Origin of the sequence: Hymenobacter glaciei (assembly GCF_039539585.1) — a bacterium.
In the GTDB taxonomy this organism is placed as follows: domain Bacteria; phylum Bacteroidota; class Bacteroidia; order Cytophagales; family Hymenobacteraceae; genus Hymenobacter; species Hymenobacter glaciei.
This window is the reverse complement of record NZ_BAABDK010000002.1, coordinates 1-15,309: the sequence shown is the minus strand read 5'-3', so window position 1 is coordinate 15,309 and position 15,309 is coordinate 1. Positions and strand designations below refer to the sequence as shown.

The window sequence follows — 15,309 nt, the reverse complement described above, 5'->3', positions numbered from 1 at the left end:
ACCAAATAAGCAAAGCAATTAACAGAAGCCACAGTAAAAGTCCTCCTGGAGGTGGGGAATCTAATAATCCAAAAAGATTAGCTACTTCTGCGATGGTAAGTGCAAAAAGAAACCCGCTTACCTGCACAGCATGACCTGAAGGGTCAGGGTACCACTTTTGATAAAAGCTATACACATAATAGTTAATAACTATAACAAACCTAAAAATGGGGTTTCCACTCATTACAGTTGCAATACCATTCTAAGCTTATGGTATAGGGCGATACTACAGGTTAGTTCCTTTATAACATTAATTCCGCACGGCAATTAGCAGCCCCAACTCCTTGTACCGCAGGTTAAATTTCTTCGCAATCATCGCATTCGTCAGCGAGCCGCGGTAGATGTAGACGCCGCTGCGGAAATGCTCGTTGGTGAACAGCACCTCGTTGATGCCGCCGTGCTGGCTGATTTCCTGGAGGATGGGCGTAAAGATGTTGCTGAGGGCGTTGGTGGCGGTGCGGGGCACGCGCGAGGCGATGTTGGGCACGCAGTAGTGCACCACGTCGTACTTGCGGAACACGGGCTTGCTGTGGCTGGTCATCTCGCTGGTTTCGAAGCAGCCGCCTTGGTCGATGCTCACGTCGATGATGATGGAGCCGGGGGCCATACTGGCCACCATTTCCTCGGGCACCATATAGGGAATGCGCCCGTCTTCCACCGCCAGGGCGCCAATAACCACATCGGCCCGGCGAATTTGCTGGCTCAGGGCAAACGTGTCCAGCGTGCTGGTGTAGAGTTGCATGCCCAGGTTGTGCTTGAGGCGGCGCAGCTTGTAAAGATGGTTGTCAAACACCTTCACTTCGGCCCCGAGGCCCGTGGCGGCGCGGGCGGCGTACTCGGCCACTGTGCCGGCCCCGAGAATAACAACCTGCGACGGCGGCACGCCCGTAATACCGCCCAGAATAATGCCCTTGCCCTCGTTGGAGCGGGCCAGGTATTCGGCCGCAATCAGCATCACCGTCGAGCCCGCGATTTCGCTCATGGCGCGCACTACGGGGCGGGCCCCGCTGGGGTCTTTCATCAGCTCGAAGCCAATGGCATTGATTTTCTTGCGAGAGAGAGCCGCAATGTAGTCCGGCGTCATCGAGCCCATTTGCAGGGCCGAAATCAGGGTTTGGTTGGGGTGCAGCAACTCAATTTCCTCAAGCGTCGGCGGGGCCACTTTCAGCAAAATATCGGCCTTGAACACCTCTTCGGTGGAATAGGCAATCTGGGCTCCGGCTTCGGAGTAGGCGTGGTCGGCGTATTTGCTGGGCTCGCCGGCGCCGGCTTCCATCACTACTTCGTGCCCGGCCGAAACGAGGTGCTGCACCGCTTCGGGTGTGAGGCCGAGGCGGTTTTCCTGAAGCGAGGTTTCGCGCGGCATGCCGATAAACAGCTTGCGCTTGCGCGTTTCCACAGCCAGCATCGATTCCTGCGTGAAATAGGCACGACTAGTGGCCAGGGACTCAAATCCGGAAGGTAGCTGCTCGGGCATTACTGAGAATTAAAAAATATACGTTACGAATTAAAAATCACCAACAATCAACAATGGCTGTGCTTGGTAGAACGAAGGCCATTTTCAATTCTTAATCTATAATTTTTAATTCAATCATCCGGCTTTCGTCGGGCTGCACGGTCAGGCGCACTTCAAGGTAAGGCAACGGCAATAAAGCCGCCACCCGGGCAGGCCATTCCACTAAACAAAGATACCCCGAATAGAAATACTCGCTCGCCCCGATGCGTTCGGCCTCATCTTCCGAATCAATCCGGTAAAAATCGAAGTGGTACACGGCCTTATTGTAGCCATCGCGGTACTCGTTCACCAACGCGAAAGTGGGGCTGCTCACGTCGTCGGCCACCCCCAAGGCGGCACATAGAGCACGGATAAGCGTGGTCTTGCCAGCCCCCATCTCCCCTTCGAAGGCCACTACCAGGCAACCCGTTTCGGCAATGGCAGCGCGCAACTCAGCGGCAGCGGTGGGGAGTTCGGCTAAAGTGGGCAGGGCAATGGTGTGAGGCAGCATGGGGCGAATTTACCGCTGTCGCCGCACTCCACTGATACCAGCTGATGGAATACCAATGGCTTGGCCTCACTTCAAACCCTGCTTAGCTGCCTAATTCCTTCAGTACAAACCGCCTGCTTCTGTATCCGCGTCCTTCCAACTTGACACCGTTAGCCAGCATTTCCAGCCGGACAGGGCTAATGCAAGGAGCATACACTAAAGTTTCCCCTCTCCTTGTAGTGGGCCAACGATTCGGTGGAGGCAACCATTGCCCCCGCTAGGGCCAGGCCAGTGCCCACAATATGCTGCTGTGCGCGCCTGACGTACCAAGGTGTGCGGGCAGTATAACGGGCCTACTGAGCCTCTGGACCCGGAGATATTAACCGATGGCAGGCGCGCAGAGATGCTACGCTACAGGAAGAATTCAGATTTTGGAACCACCAGGCCATTTACCAATTCCTCCTTCTTAATTATTCATTCCTCATTAAGCGTAGCGTCCCCTACCTTCGTGCGCCGTGGTGGCCACTCTACTGCGGCTTTCAGCTTATGCAAATCTCCAAGATGGCCGCCGGTCTGCGCGGCTCCGAAATTATTCGAATCGGCAACCAGGTTAGCGAGCAGGTGCGCCAGGGGGCCAATATCTGCAACCTGACCATCGGCGACTTCGACTCGAAGATTTTCCCGATTCCGGCGGGCCTCACTGCCGGCATCATCGACGCCTATAAAGCGGGGCTGACCAATTACCCGCCGGCGGCCGGCATGGGCGAACTGCGCGACGCGGTATCGAAATTTCTGAAGGAGCGCCAGGGCCTGAGCTACGGCCCCGACGATATTCTCATTGCCGGCGGCTCGCGGCCGCTCATCTACGCCGCCTACCGCGCCATTGTGGATGCCGGCGACCGCGTCATCTTCCCGCTGCCCAGCTGGAACAACAACCACTACTGCCACCTCGTGGACGCCACGCCCGTGGCCGTGCCCACCCGCGCCGACAACAACTTCATGCCCACCGCGGCCGACCTGGCCCCGCACGTGGCCGGCGCCACGCTGCTGGCCCTGTGCTCGCCGCTGAACCCAACCGGCACCGTGTTTACCAAAGAAGGCCTGGAAGAAATCTGCGACTTGGTAATTGCGGAGAACAAGCGCCGCGGCTCCGACGAGAAACCGTTGTACATCATGTACGACCAGATTTACTGCCTCCTCACCTTCGGCGATACCCAGCACTTCGACCCGGTGAGCCTACGCCCCGAGCTGCGCGACTACGTCATTTACATCGACGGCACCTCGAAGTGCTTTGCCGCCACCGGCGTGCGCGTGGGCTACGCCTTTGGCCCGCCCGTTCTCATCAACCAGATGAAATCCATTCTGGGTCACGTTGGCGCCTGGGCCCCAAAGGCCGAGCAGGTGGCCACTGCCCATTTCCTGCCCCAAACGGAAGCAGTCGACGAATTTCTGGCCGGTATGAAAACGCGCCTCGACAGCTCGCTCGAAGGCCTGTTCAAAGGCTTGAAAGAGTTGAAGGCTCAGGGCTACCCCGTTGATGCCGTAGCGCCGGCCGGGGCCATCTACCTCACCGCCAAAATCGACGTACTGGGCCGCACTGCCCCCGACGGTACCGTACTCGCCACTACCGCCGAGCTCACTTCCTACCTCATCGCCGAAGCCCAACTGGCGCTGGTGCCGTTCTCAGCCTTCGGTTCGCCGGCCACTGAGCCCTGGTTCCGCGCCTCGGTCGGTGCCGAAACGGTGGAGTCGATTCAGTCGGCCCTGCCGCGGCTACGGGCGGCGCTGGACGGGTTGAAGTAGGCATCGTCCTGTTCACCCTACTACCATCAGGATAATGACCGATTCATTGAAACGTGTTAAAGTTTTTTTTGACTTCTTCAACACGGTGCTTGATGAAGATTACTCTGAAAGTTTGTGTGCAGCTGTCGTAGATGAGCAAAAGGGATATTATGCGTTGGACAACATCCCTTTTTTCGTAGAAAGCTATTCCTATAAAGATGTCGTATATGCTATCCCAGAAGACGGCCGCTTATTAGTACAGGATTTAATAGAAGAGTCGGGACATAGCACGTTGCAGATTATTTCTTTCAAATCAGACCGTATATCAGCAGTCCAGAAGCATTTGCAAACGTTAGGCTGCAGTTGGGAAGGCAGTCATCTACCTAATTATTTCTCCGTTGATGTGCCTGCTCAAGTTAAATACGGGCCAATTAAATCGTATTTAAAAAGGCAAGAAAAACAGGAGGTTTTAGCTTACAGAGAGGCATGTTTAGCCCATTAAAGCTTGCCTGGAAACAAAAAAGCTCTTCTGAATTTCAGAAGAGCTTTTTTGTTTATTCTTATCAACTAACTACCCCTTCGCTGTGAGCGTCACATAAGGAATAATGCATTCCTCCAGCGAGATACCGCCGTGCTGGAACGTGTCCTTGTAGTAGTTCACGTAGTAGTTGTAGTTGTTGGGGTAGGCGAAGAAATAGTCGCCGATGGTGAAGACGTAAGCAGTGCTCACGTTCTCACGGGGCAGGAAAATGCTTTCCGGCTTGCGCACCACGTACACGTCGCGCGAGTCTTCGAAGCCCAGGTTTTTGCCGTGCTTGTAGCGCAGGTTGGTATTGGTGTTGCGGTCGCCCACAATCTTGTAAGGGCGCTTGCAGCGGATGGTGCCGTGGTCGGTGGTGATGATGAGCTTGCCCTTTTTCTCGGCAATCTGCTGCATCATTTCATACAGCGGCGAGTGCAGGAACCACGAGCGGGTGATGCTGCGGTAGGCCGACTCATCGGCCGCCAACTCGCGAATCATGGCCATGTCGGTGCGGGCGTGCGAGAGCATGTCCACGAAGTTGTACACGATGACGTTGCACTTGTAGTTGTTGTGCAGGTTGCTCATCTTGCCGAGCAAGTCCTTGCCGGCCTGCAGGTTGGTCACCTTGTGGTAGCTGTGCTTTACCTTCTGGTTGTTCTTCTGGAAATTGATTTCCATGAACTCGGCCTCGTGCAGGTTTTTGCCTTCGTCGTCCTGGTCGTCCACCCACAGGTTGGGGTACTTCTTCTGGATTTCGCTCGGCATCATACCCGAGAAAATGGCGTTGCGCGCGTACGCCGTGGTGGTCGGCAGAATGGCGTAGTACATCTCTTCGCTGTCCACCGTGAACATTTCGGTGATGATGGGCTCCAATACCTTCCACTGGTCGTAGCGCAGGTTGTCAATCAGCACGAAGTACACGGGCGTGTCGCCGGTGGCCTTCAGCGTCGGGAACACGCGCTCCTTGAACAGCTGGTGCGACATGAGCGGGGCGTTTTTGTCGTCGCCGTTCACCCAGTCCTCGTAGTCTTCCGTGATGAAGCGGCCGAAGTACGTGTTGGCCTCGTCCTTCTGCATGTTGAAAACCTCGGCCATGCTCTTGCCCTCGGTTTCGTTGATTTCGAGTTCCCAATACACCAACTTCTTGTACACGTCGGCCCACTCGGCGGGCGTGAGGCGGTCGGACAGCTGCATGCCGAGCTGGCGGAAATCGCGCTGGTAACCAGAGTTAGTGGCTTCGCTCACCAAGCGCTTGTTGTCAAGCACCTTTTTCACCGACAGCAGAATCTGGCTCGGGTTCACCGGCTTAATCAGGTAATCGGCGATTTTGGCCCCGATGGCCGACTCCATGATGTGCTCCTCCTCACTCTTGGTAATCATCACCACGGGCACGGTAGGCCGAATGGCTTTGATTTCGGTCAGCGTCTGCAAGCCGGTGAGGCCGGGCATGTTCTCATCGAGAAACACGAGGTCGTAGCTCTTTTCCTGGATTTCCTCGATGGCATCGGCGCCGCTGTTCACGGGGGTCACATCGTAGCCTTTTTCCTTAAGAAACAGCAAGTGCGGCTTAAGCAGGTCGATTTCGTCGTCGGCCCAGAGGATGGTGGTTTGTTGCATAGGAGAGACTTGGGAAGTTGGGGACTTAGGGTCGTTGGTTGAAAGAACAACGTTCGGACGCCCCAGATGAAAATAGCGGGAAGCCCGCGCTTAAAGAAGCGGGCTTCTCCGCACAAAGTTGCATTTGCCGAAATGGCAAGCCGTAGCTTCGCGTTTGACTACTGACGGGCAGCAGCAGCAAATATTGCCTATTTCTGCTCCGCCACGCCGGAATTCTACCTGTCGACGCCACCTTGCCGCCCGCGCCCTGCCTCCTCCCGTGAACAAAAAGAAAATCTTCAACGACCCCGTTTACGGCTTCGTCACCATCCCGACGGAGTTTCTGTTCGACCTCATCGAGCACCCGTATTTTCAGCGGCTGCGGCGCATTCAGCAGCTCGGCCTTACGGGATTTGTGTACCCCGGGGCGCTGCACACACGCTTCCACCACGCCCTCGGGGCCATGCACCTGATGTCGCTGGCCCTGCGCACGCTCAAGGACAAAGGCGTGAAGATTACGGCCGCCGAAGGCGAGGCCGCGCTGGCCGCCATTCTGCTGCACGACGTGGGCCACGGCCCCCTTTCCCACGCCCTCGAAACCGCCATTTTCCAGGACGTGCCGCACGAGCAGCTCTCGCTTTTTTTGATGGAGCGGCTTAACAAGGAGTTCAACGGCAAGCTCGATTTGGCTATTGCGATTTTTCAGGGCAGCTACGCCCGGCCGTTCTTCCACCAGCTGGTGAGCAGCCAACTCGACATGGACCGCCTCGATTACCTGAACCGCGACTCCTTTTATACCGGTGTCGAGGAAGGCCGCCCCGGCGCCGACCGCCTCATCAAAATGCTGCGCGTGCACGAAGAGCGGCTGGTACTGGAGGAAAAAGCCGTGTACTCGGTCGAAAATTTCCTGGTGAGCCGCCGGCTAATGTACTGGCAGGTGTACCTGCACAAAACCGTCACCTCGGCCGAGCAGATGGTAATTCGGGTGGTGCAGCGGGCCCGCGACCTGGCCCGCCAAGGCGTGGAAGTACCCGCCAACAGCTGTCTGGGCTACTTCCTGGGCCGCGCCGTAAGCCTGGCCGAATTTGAAAACAACGAGAAAATTCTTAGCCATTTCGTCGAGCTCGACGACTTCGACATCTGGTCGGCCATTAAGGCCTGGGCCGGGCACCGCGATGTGGTGCTTAGCTACCTGGCCAAAAGCATTCTGCACCGCAATCTGCTCAAGATTGTGCTGGCTCCCGAGCCGTTCGACGAAGAATTCCGGCTTGGCATCCAGGAGCTCATCGCCGAGAAATTCAGCCTGCCGATGGACGAAGCCGCCCTGCTTATGATTCCGGGACGCCTGAGCAACAGCGCCTACAACGCCGAAAGCCAGGAGCCCATCGAAATTCTGACCAAAAAAGGTGACGTGGTGAACGTAATGGAAGCCTCCGACCTGCCCAACATCCGCGCCCTGAGCCAACGGGTGGAGAAATTCTACATCTGCTACCCCAAGGAAATTGTGTAGGGCGGAGCCTTTGCTCCGCCATGCATCAGCGTCACGACCGTCCCTCATTAGTCCGTCGCAGGAATGGCGGAGCAAAGGCTCCGCCCTACTTTTGCCTTATGGAATTTACCGTTCAACAAATCGCCGAAGTCCTCGGCGGCACCGTGGAGGGCGACGCGAGCCAGCGCATCTCCAGCCTTGCGAAAATCGAAGAAGCTCAGGCTGGCTCGCTTACCTTTTTGTCGAACGCCAAATACGAACCGTTTCTCTACGAAACCGGCGCTTCGGCCGTGATTGTGGGCCGCGAGCAGGCGTTGCGCCAGGCCGTGCGCCCTGCCCTCATCCGCGTCGAAAACCCTTATACCGCTTTCAGCCAACTCCTCGAATTCTACGCCCAGGCAACTCGTACGGGCAAGCGCGGCGTCGAGCAGCCTTCGTTCATTGCTGAAAGTGCCAGCATTGGCCCGGGCCACTACCGCGGTGCCTTCTCCTATATCGGCGAGCAGTGCCAGTTGGGCGACAACGTACTGATTTTCCCGCAGGCCTACATCGGCGACCGGGTGACCATCGGCGAAGGCAGCATCATCCACGCCGGGGCCAAGATTTACCCTGATACCATCATTGGCAAGTTTTGCGTCGTGAAGGCCGGCGCGGTGGTCGGTTCCGACGGGTTTGGCTTTGCGCCGCAGCCCGATGGCAGCTACAAGGCCATTCCGCAAATCGGTAACGTGGTGCTCGAGGACTTCGTCAGCATCGGGGCCAACGCCACCATCGACTGCGCCACCTTGGGCTCGACGCGCATCGGGCGGGGCAGCAAAATCGACAACCTCGTGCAGCTGGCGCACAACGTCGAAATCGGCCAGCACACCGTCATTGCCTCGCAAACGGGTATCGCCGGCTCGGCCAAAATCGGTGACCATTGCGTGCTAGCGGGCCAGGTGGGCATGGCCGGCCACGTGACACTGGCCAACAAAACAACGGTTACGGCGCAGTCGGGCGTGGGCAAGAACGTGAAGCAGGAAGGCACCATCCTGCAAGGCTCCACCGCCTTCGACTTCAAGCAGAACCAGCGCGCCCAAATCGTTTTCCGCCGCCTGCCCGAACTCGAACAGCGCGTAGTAGCGCTGGAGAAGGCCCAAAACACGGCGGAAAAGCCCTAGCTTTGCAGACTATTAGTTGTTCGTTGCTAGTTGTCAGTTGTTCGCCATTAGGTGTTTAAACAACTAACAACTGACAACAAACAACTGACAACTAATGAAATGAACGACAAGCAACACACCATTAAGGCGCCCGTGACGGTGCGCGGCGTTGGCCTGCACACGGGCGTAGAGGCCACCATGACGTTTTGCCCCGCGCCTGTGGGCCACGGCTACAAATTTCAACGGGTCGATTTGCCCGGCCAGCCCGTCGTCGATGCCGACGTGGACAACGTGGTGGACCTGAGCCGCGGCACCACCATCGAGCAGAACGGGGCCCGTGTGAATACCGTGGAGCATACGCTGGCCGCCTTGGTTGGCTTGCAGCTTGATAACGTACTGATTCAGCTTTCCGGCCCAGAGCCGCCCATCATGGATGGCTCGTCAGCGGAGTTCATCAAGGCCCTAGACACTGTGGGATATGAGGAGCAAAACGCGCTGCGCAACTACTACGAAATCCCGGAAAGTATCCGGTACGTCGACAATGCGCGCGGCGTCGAAATAGCCGCCCTGCCCCTCCCCGATTATCGCCTCACGGTGATGGTGGACTACAACTCGCCGGTGCTGGGCTCGCAACACGCCACCCTGGACGACATTGGCAAATTCAGCGAAGAAATTGCTTCGTCGCGCACGTTTTGCTTTTTGCACGAGCTGGAAATGCTCTACAAAAACAACCTCATTCGCGGCGGCGACCTCAGCAATGCCATTGTGGTGGTGGACCGCGTGGTGAGCGACGATGAGCTAAACGACCTGGCCAAAATGCTGGGCAAGCCCCGCGTGGCGGTAAAAAAGGAAGGCATTCTCAACAACGTGGACCTGCGCCACAAAAATGAGCCCGCCCGCCACAAACTGCTCGACCTTGTGGGCGACCTCGCCCTGGTGGGCCGCCCGCTGAAAGGTCAGATTCTGGCCGCTCGCCCCGGGCACGCCGCCAACGTGGCGTTCGCCAAGAAAATCAAGAAGAAGATGCTGGAGTCGCGCAGCAACCCGGTGCCGTTATACGACCCTAACCGCGAGCCGGTGATGGACATCAACCGCATTATGCAGGTGCTGCCCCACCGCTACCCCTTCATCATGATTGACAAGGTGGTGCACCTGGACGACCAGGTGGTAACGGCGGTAAAAAACGTTTCCATTAACGAGCCTTTCTTCCAAGGGCACTTCCCCGGCAACCCGGTGATGCCTGGCGTGCTGCAAATCGAGGGCCTGGCCCAGACCGGTGGCATTCTGGTGATGAACACCGTGCCCGACCCTGAGAACTACTGGCAATATTTTCTGGGCATCGAAAATGCCCGTTTCCGCAAGAAGGTGTTGCCCGGCGACACCATTGTCTACCACTGCCAGCTGCTGGCCCCCATCAAGCGCGGCATCGCCAAAATGCGTGGCCAGGCTTTTGTGAATGGCAAAGTGGTGTGCGAAGCCGAAATGAGCGCCGCCATCGTCCGCAAAGACGCGTAATTTGAATTAATAATGAAGAATGAAGAATGAAGAATTGCTCCCTGTTGTCGGTTGTGTAATTCTTCGTTCTTCATTCCTCATTCTTCATTAAAATAAAGAATGATTTCCCCCCTCGCCCATATTCACCCCGAAGCCCGCCTCGCGGCGAACGTCACCGTTGAACCGTTCACGACCATCGCGGCGGACGTCGAAATCGGCGAGGGCAGTTGGATTGGGCCGAACGTGACCATCATGAGCGGGACGCGCATTGGGGCGCACTGTCAGGTATTCCCAGGTGCCGTGATTGGCGCGGTGCCGCAGGATTTGAAATTTGCCGGCGAGCACACCACCGCCGAAATTGGCGACTACACCGTGCTGCGCGAGTGCGTAACCGTGAACCGCGGCACCGTGGACCGGGGCCGCACCGTGGTGGGCAGCCACTGCCTGCTGCAGGCCTACGTGCACGTGGCCCACGACTGCGTGATTGGCGACCACTGCGTGATTTCGAACTCGGTGCAGATTGCCGGCCACGTCACGGTGGGTGACTGGGCCATTCTGGGCGGCACCTCGGCCATTCACCAGTTCGTAAGCATCGGAGCGCATGCTTTCCTCGGCGGCGGCTCGCTGGTGCGCAAAGACATTCCCCCGTTTGTGAAGGCGGCCCGCGAACCCCTCACCTACGCCGGTGTAAACTCGGTGGGCCTGCGTCGCCGGGGTTTTAGCGAGGAGCAGGTTACCGGCCTGCACAACCTGTACCGCCTGCTGTTTCTGGGCGGCATGAACACGCAGGATGCCATTGCCCGCATTGAGGCCGAAATTGAGCCCTCGCCGGAGCGCGACCACGCCCTGGAATTCATTCGGGCGGCCACGCGCGGTATCATCAAAGGCCCCAAGCGCGACAAAGCCGGCGAAGCCGAACTCGATTAGGGGAATTCGTTGTCAGTTACTAGTTGTCAGTTGCTAGTTACTGATAATTGTCAGTTCGTCCTCCATTCGGAAGAGAAAATTATAACTAACAACTGACAACCAGTAACTGACATCTCCTTGCAGATTGACGCCACCGGTCTGGGCAAGCGCTTCCAGCGCGACTGGATTTTCCGGGGGCTCACCCGCTCGTTTCGGCCCGGCAGCGCTACTGCCGTGCTGGGGCCAAACGGCGCGGGCAAGAGTACCCTATTAAATACGTTTTCGGGCCAGCTGCTGCCCACGGAAGGGAAACTCACGTACGCATTGGCCGGCCACGCGCTGGCCGTGGAGGACGTGCCCCGGCACTTGGCGTACGCGGCCCCCTATTTGGAACTGCTGGAGGAATTGACGCTGCTGGAGCTGCTGCGTTTCCACACCCAATTTAAGCCGCTACGGACTGGGGTAAGCATTGAGCGGCTCGTGGATATCATGTACCTTGAGAAAGCCCGGCAGCGCCTCATTCGGGAGTTTTCGTCGGGTATGAAGCAGCGGCTCAAGCTTGGGCTGGCCCTGTACGCGGAGGCTCCGCTGCTGCTGCTCGATGAGCCCACTACCAACCTCGACGCTAGCGGCGTAGCCTGGTACCAGGAGCACGTACAGGCCACCCGCACTGGCCGCACGCTCCTGCTCAGCTCCAACGTGCCAGCGGAATATGCGTTTTGCGATGAACAACTCCTGGTGACGGATTTTCAAACAACCCGCTAAGCGCATTGCGTAAAGAGCAGCGGCTCGCAAAACGTAGATTCCCAGCTCAGCTTTACGCCCACGCCGAACAGGAAAGTTTGGCAAGAAGCCAGCTGGAAGGCCAATACCATCCCCGGCAGCCCAGCCGAACGGTGCATTATTTTCTGAAACGCGGTCAAAAAGATTGTGGGTAAGTTGCAGCCCGCCACGTCGCTATAGGGTTGATTCTGGGAGGCAATGGCAGCTTACAGCTCCTGAGCTTGTTTCTTTGGTCGCAAAATAAATCCCCTCAATCAACTCAAAATAGCCGTCCGCCGTATCTTCGCGGCCGATACTGGCACTTATTTCTTCCACCTATTTTACCCCCGCCCCGGCCATGATTGATGATGACGACCTGGACGACGACCTGCTCGACGACGACGATACGCTGGATTCCTATGCCGCGAAAGGCGGCGCGGCGGCCCTCGGCAATCCCGAAGACCGCCTTTCGGCCAAATACGCCGATTACCTGATGTGGACCGACACCGGCTCCTCGCACGACGAAGCCCTCGACCTGGCCAATATGACCGAGGAGGAATTTGTGGAAGCCGAACGCGCCGAGAACTCCGACCGCGGCGGCTTCACCAGCCTCGATGATGATGAGGATGATTTCGCCGACGACGACGAAGACGAGGACGAAGGCTTCAGCAGCGGCCGCGGTGCCCGCCGGGGCAGCAGCTTCGACAGCGACGACTACTAAATTTCAGTTGTCAGTTGCTCGTTGTCAGTTGTTAGGGTTTTACTGAAAGCTTTTCACTCTAAACCAAAATGCAAAGCCCCGACTGGAGATTCCAGCCGGGGCTTTATGTTAGAACAGTCCTGATAACTGACAACGAGTAACTGACAACTAAAATCTACTTCCGGCCGAAAACCGACTTCAGAATGTCGCTGGTGCGAGCGGCGGGGTTCTTGCGAATCTTGGCTTCTTCGTTGGCCAGCAGAATGAACAGGCCGTCGACGGCTTTCTGCGTGGTGTAGTCGGCCAGGCTAAGGGTGACCGGCTGTTGCAGCGGAATTTTATTGTAGGTGTTGGTGATGGTGGCATAGGCCCGGCCGGCACCTACCTGGTCGATGGCCGCTTCAATGTCACCGTGAAATGCCGACACCAACTGCGACTGCGTAGACTTGCGCAAAAACTGGGTAGCCGCATCGGTTTCGCTGCTGGTTACCAGCGATAGGGCATCGGAGAAGCTCATGTTAGACAGGGCGTTCAGGAAAATATCCTTGGCCTTGGGCGCGGCGGCTTCGGCAGCGCGGTTGAGCTGGGTTTCGAGCTGCGTGAACAGCGTGGTCATGCCGGGCAAGCGCCCAATGGTGCTTTTCACCAAGTCGAGGTCGGGCGGCGTGGGGATGTGAATGTCGTCATTGCCGTTGAAGCCGTCGGGCTCGGAGGCAAACTGCACGGCTTTGATGATGCCCTTATTGAGGGCTTCTTTTACCCCGGCGCTGGCCTGGTCCTGCGTGAGGGGCGGCAAGGGGGCTGGGGCGGGTTTGACGGCAGCACCTTTAGCGGCAGCGGCTTTGGCGGCGGCAGTCTTGGCCGCAGCAGCTTTAGCGGCGGCAGTTTTGGCGGCGGCAGCTTTTTTAGCAGCAGCGGCTTTTTTGGCAGCAGTGGTTTGGGCGTGGGCGGCGGGGGCGGCCGTGGCGAGCAGGCCGGTGAGCAGCAAGGCGCTCGCGAGTCGGATTAACATGAACTAAACTACTGCGACGGGAAAACCGGAAGGCCCCTGTGGCTGTCCTTGGGCCGCCGCGTGTGCAAATTGCAGACAATTTTGCGGCCAAACCTACTTTTCCCCTTCCCACATGTCCACGAACCCCACTCCTGCCGCCGTTCCTGCCACGCCTTTCACGCCAGCAGCTCCGCCTGATGTTGAAATCATGACCATTGGCGACGAGCTGCTTTACGGGCAGGTTATCGACACCAATTCGGCCTTTATGGGCCAAGAGCTGGGCAAAATTGGGCTGCGCGTGCGCCAGATTTCGTCGGTATCGGACCGGGCCGAGGAGATTGTAGCTGCGCTGAACCAGGCCCGGCAGCGGGCGCAGGTAGTCCTCATCACCGGCGGCCTGGGCCCCACCAAGGACGACCTGACCAAGCACGTGCTGGCTCGCTACTTCGGTGCCGAGTTGGTGATGCACGAACCCACGCTGCACCACGTCGAAGAAATCTTCAAGCGCTTCCAGCGGCCCATGCTCGATGTGAACCGCCAGCAGGCCCTCGTGCCCGCCAACTGCGAAGTGCTGCACAACGCGGTGGGCACGGCTCCCGGCATGTGGTTCGAGGACCAGGGCACCGTGTTTGTGAGCATGCCCGGCGTACCCTTCGAAATGAAGCGCCTGATGACGGACCACGTGCTACCGCGCCTGCAGGCCCGCTTCGAGATTGCGCCCATCGAGCACGTGGTGGTGATGACCGCCGGGCTGGGCGAAAGCTTTCTGGCCAAGAAAATTGAGGACTGGGAGGATGCCCTGCCAGCCAACTTCAAATTGGCGTACCTGCCCAGCTTCGGGGCCGTGCGCCTGCGCCTGACCGGTACGGCCGATGGCCAGCCCGACCTGCGCGGTCGCATGCTGGCGCTGCTGCCCGCCTTGCGCGAGCGCATTGGCGAGTTCATTTTCGCCGAAGAGGAAACGACCCTGGAAGCGGCCATTGGAGAATTGCTGAAAGTCCGCGGACTTACAGTGGGCACGGCCGAGAGCTGCACCGGTGGTCTGGTGGCCCAGCGCCTCACCAGCGTGTCGGGCAGCTCAGCCTACTTCCGGGGTGGCATCGTGGCCTACCACAACGACATCAAGCAGCAGGACCTCGGGGTGAAACCCGAGACCCTGGCTGAATTCGGGGCCGTGAGCGAGGCCACCGTGCGCGAAATGGCCGAGGGCGCCCGCCGCCACCTGGGGGTTGATGTAGCCGTAGCGACCAGCGGCATTGCCGGCCCCACCGGCGCCACCGCGACCAAGCAAGTCGGCACCGTGTGCCTGGCCTACGCCGACGCCACCCAAACCATCAGCCGCGAGTACGTGCTCGACCGAGGCCGCGCCCTAAACACGGAATACGCCGCGCAATCTGTGCTCACGCTGCTGCGGCAGCAGCTGGCGCAGGAAGAGGCGCTGCCCCTGCAAGTGTAGCATCCGGTTGTGTTCGCCTCGACCAGCCTACATGCATATACCCCGGCACTAGTGCGGCATATATTTAAAGCACCGTTTTCTTGAACAGTTATAGATACTTCCTCATCTAGTCCCATGAACGCAGCAGTCAAAATCACTGGGCAGGAATTGCACGGGCTATTGCACCAAGCTGCTCGATACTTGCAGTCAGCCTCAAACCAGCCATTTGTTCTCGAAACAGACTATTACGCCCTCATTTCCACCGATGAGTGGGAGAAGCTTGAAGGCGCGCGCCCGTCATCGGCTCCTTGTTTGATGATGTTGAAGAATTGAAACGGGTGGCGCAGGACCGCATCCCGTTTACATCAGTTGACTTGGACCGGCTGGCTTCGGTGTTAAGAGCTAAGTAGGTCGGATGAATTAGTTTGCATTATGCTCGTTATTTGCGGAATGAGTCGAGTAAACACT

At 57.9% G+C, this 15,309-nt stretch carries 14 protein-coding genes; 10 read left to right on the top strand and 4 right to left on the bottom strand.

Annotated features, from left to right (window positions below; translation table 11 throughout):
• Nucleotides 1-289 precede the first annotated feature (289 nt).
• Both ABD837_RS02710 and tsaE read right to left on the bottom strand, forming a co-directional pair.
• A complete protein-coding gene (locus ABD837_RS02710) occupies nt 290-1,516 on the bottom strand; it encodes an alanine dehydrogenase (RefSeq protein WP_345049985.1) in 1,227 nt (408 codons plus the stop codon).
• Nucleotides 1,517-1,607: 91 nt separating this feature from the next.
• Nucleotides 1,608-2,045 carry a tRNA (adenosine(37)-N6)-threonylcarbamoyltransferase complex ATPase subunit type 1 TsaE gene (tsaE, locus tag ABD837_RS02705; protein WP_345049983.1) on the bottom strand — a complete coding sequence of 146 codons (438 nt, stop codon included), beginning with the start codon at nt 2,043-2,045 and terminating at the stop codon, nt 1,608-1,610.
• A 525-nt stretch (nt 2,046-2,570) separates the two neighbouring features.
• Here tsaE and ABD837_RS02700 point away from each other — a divergent pair.
• Both ABD837_RS02700 and ABD837_RS02695 read left to right on the top strand, forming a co-directional pair.
• Complete coding sequence (locus ABD837_RS02700) at nt 2,571-3,827, top strand: pyridoxal phosphate-dependent aminotransferase (RefSeq protein ID WP_345049980.1); 1,257 nt, start codon at nt 2,571-2,573, stop codon at nt 3,825-3,827.
• Between the two features lie 34 nt (nt 3,828-3,861).
• Nucleotides 3,862-4,308: a DUF4265 domain-containing protein gene (locus ABD837_RS02695; protein ID WP_345049978.1), complete on the top strand. Its 447-nt coding sequence runs from the start codon at nt 3,862-3,864 to the stop codon at nt 4,306-4,308.
• A gap of 69 nt (nt 4,309-4,377) precedes the next feature.
• Here ABD837_RS02695 and porX read toward each other — a convergent pair whose 3' ends face one another.
• Entirely contained in the window at nt 4,378-5,946 is a 1,569-nt protein-coding gene (porX, locus tag ABD837_RS02690) for a T9SS response regulator signal transducer PorX (protein WP_345049975.1), read from the bottom strand.
• A 259-nt stretch (nt 5,947-6,205) separates the two neighbouring features.
• On the opposite strand from porX, the gene ABD837_RS02685 reads away from it, so the two are divergent.
• The 6 genes from ABD837_RS02685 to ABD837_RS02660 all read left to right on the top strand — a co-directional run bounded on the left by ABD837_RS02685 (nt 6,206) and on the right by ABD837_RS02660 (nt 12,436).
• The gene (locus tag ABD837_RS02685) at nt 6,206-7,435 is read left to right on the top strand and encodes an HD domain-containing protein (protein ID WP_345049973.1); all 1,230 of its coding nucleotides are present in this window, start codon (nt 6,206-6,208) and stop codon (nt 7,433-7,435) included.
• A 98-nt stretch (nt 7,436-7,533) separates the two neighbouring features.
• Nucleotides 7,534-8,574: a UDP-3-O-(3-hydroxymyristoyl)glucosamine N-acyltransferase gene (gene lpxD / locus ABD837_RS02680; RefSeq protein ID WP_345049970.1), complete on the top strand. Its 1,041-nt coding sequence runs from the start codon at nt 7,534-7,536 to the stop codon at nt 8,572-8,574.
• A gap of 99 nt (nt 8,575-8,673) precedes the next feature.
• Nucleotides 8,674-10,068, top strand: coding sequence for a bifunctional UDP-3-O-[3-hydroxymyristoyl] N-acetylglucosamine deacetylase/3-hydroxyacyl-ACP dehydratase (locus ABD837_RS02675; protein ID WP_345049968.1), 1,395 nt, complete (start codon nt 8,674-8,676; stop codon nt 10,066-10,068).
• Between the two features lie 99 nt (nt 10,069-10,167).
• Nucleotides 10,168-10,974: an acyl-ACP--UDP-N-acetylglucosamine O-acyltransferase gene (gene lpxA / locus ABD837_RS02670; protein WP_345049965.1), complete on the top strand. Its 807-nt coding sequence runs from the start codon at nt 10,168-10,170 to the stop codon at nt 10,972-10,974.
• 117 nt (nt 10,975-11,091) lie between these two features.
• On the top strand, nt 11,092-11,718 hold the full coding sequence (locus ABD837_RS02665) for an ABC transporter ATP-binding protein (RefSeq protein ID WP_345049963.1): 627 nt from the start codon (nt 11,092-11,094) through the stop codon (nt 11,716-11,718).
• A 355-nt stretch (nt 11,719-12,073) separates the two neighbouring features.
• Nucleotides 12,074-12,436: a hypothetical protein gene (locus tag ABD837_RS02660; RefSeq protein WP_345049961.1), complete on the top strand. Its 363-nt coding sequence runs from the start codon at nt 12,074-12,076 to the stop codon at nt 12,434-12,436.
• 154 nt (nt 12,437-12,590) lie between these two features.
• Here ABD837_RS02660 and ABD837_RS02655 read toward each other — a convergent pair whose 3' ends face one another.
• Nucleotides 12,591-13,427 carry a DUF4197 domain-containing protein gene (locus tag ABD837_RS02655; protein ID WP_345049959.1) on the bottom strand — a complete coding sequence of 279 codons (837 nt, stop codon included), beginning with the start codon at nt 13,425-13,427 and terminating at the stop codon, nt 12,591-12,593.
• A 112-nt stretch (nt 13,428-13,539) separates the two neighbouring features.
• Between ABD837_RS02655 and ABD837_RS02650 the strand changes: the two genes are divergently transcribed.
• Both ABD837_RS02650 and ABD837_RS02645 read left to right on the top strand, forming a co-directional pair.
• A complete protein-coding gene (locus ABD837_RS02650) occupies nt 13,540-14,862 on the top strand; it encodes a competence/damage-inducible protein A (RefSeq protein WP_345049956.1) in 1,323 nt (440 codons plus the stop codon).
• A gap of 114 nt (nt 14,863-14,976) precedes the next feature.
• The gene (locus tag ABD837_RS02645) at nt 14,977-15,174 is read left to right on the top strand and encodes a hypothetical protein (protein ID WP_345049955.1); all 198 of its coding nucleotides are present in this window, start codon (nt 14,977-14,979) and stop codon (nt 15,172-15,174) included.
• Nucleotides 15,175-15,309 lie beyond the last annotated feature (135 nt).

Coding starts and splice junctions, on each gene's coding strand:
- ABD837_RS02710 (WP_345049985.1), bottom strand. CDS start 1,516: ATGCCCGAGCAGCTACCTTCCGGATTTGAGTCCCTGGCCACTAGTCGT.
- tsaE (WP_345049983.1), bottom strand. CDS start 2,045: ATGCTGCCTCACACCATTGCCCTGCCCACTTTAGCCGAACTCCCCACC.
- ABD837_RS02700 (WP_345049980.1), top strand. CDS start 2,571: ATGCAAATCTCCAAGATGGCCGCCGGTCTGCGCGGCTCCGAAATTATT.
- ABD837_RS02695 (WP_345049978.1), top strand. CDS start 3,862: ATGACCGATTCATTGAAACGTGTTAAAGTTTTTTTTGACTTCTTCAAC.
- porX (WP_345049975.1), bottom strand. CDS start 5,946: ATGCAACAAACCACCATCCTCTGGGCCGACGACGAAATCGACCTGCTT.
- lpxD (WP_345049970.1), top strand. CDS start 7,534: ATGGAATTTACCGTTCAACAAATCGCCGAAGTCCTCGGCGGCACCGTG.
- ABD837_RS02675 (WP_345049968.1), top strand. CDS start 8,674: ATGAACGACAAGCAACACACCATTAAGGCGCCCGTGACGGTGCGCGGC.
- lpxA (WP_345049965.1), top strand. CDS start 10,168: ATGATTTCCCCCCTCGCCCATATTCACCCCGAAGCCCGCCTCGCGGCG.
- ABD837_RS02660 (WP_345049961.1), top strand. CDS start 12,074: ATGATTGATGATGACGACCTGGACGACGACCTGCTCGACGACGACGAT.
- ABD837_RS02655 (WP_345049959.1), bottom strand. CDS start 13,427: ATGTTAATCCGACTCGCGAGCGCCTTGCTGCTCACCGGCCTGCTCGCC.
- ABD837_RS02650 (WP_345049956.1), top strand. CDS start 13,540: ATGTCCACGAACCCCACTCCTGCCGCCGTTCCTGCCACGCCTTTCACG.
- ABD837_RS02645 (WP_345049955.1), top strand. CDS start 14,977: ATGAACGCAGCAGTCAAAATCACTGGGCAGGAATTGCACGGGCTATTG.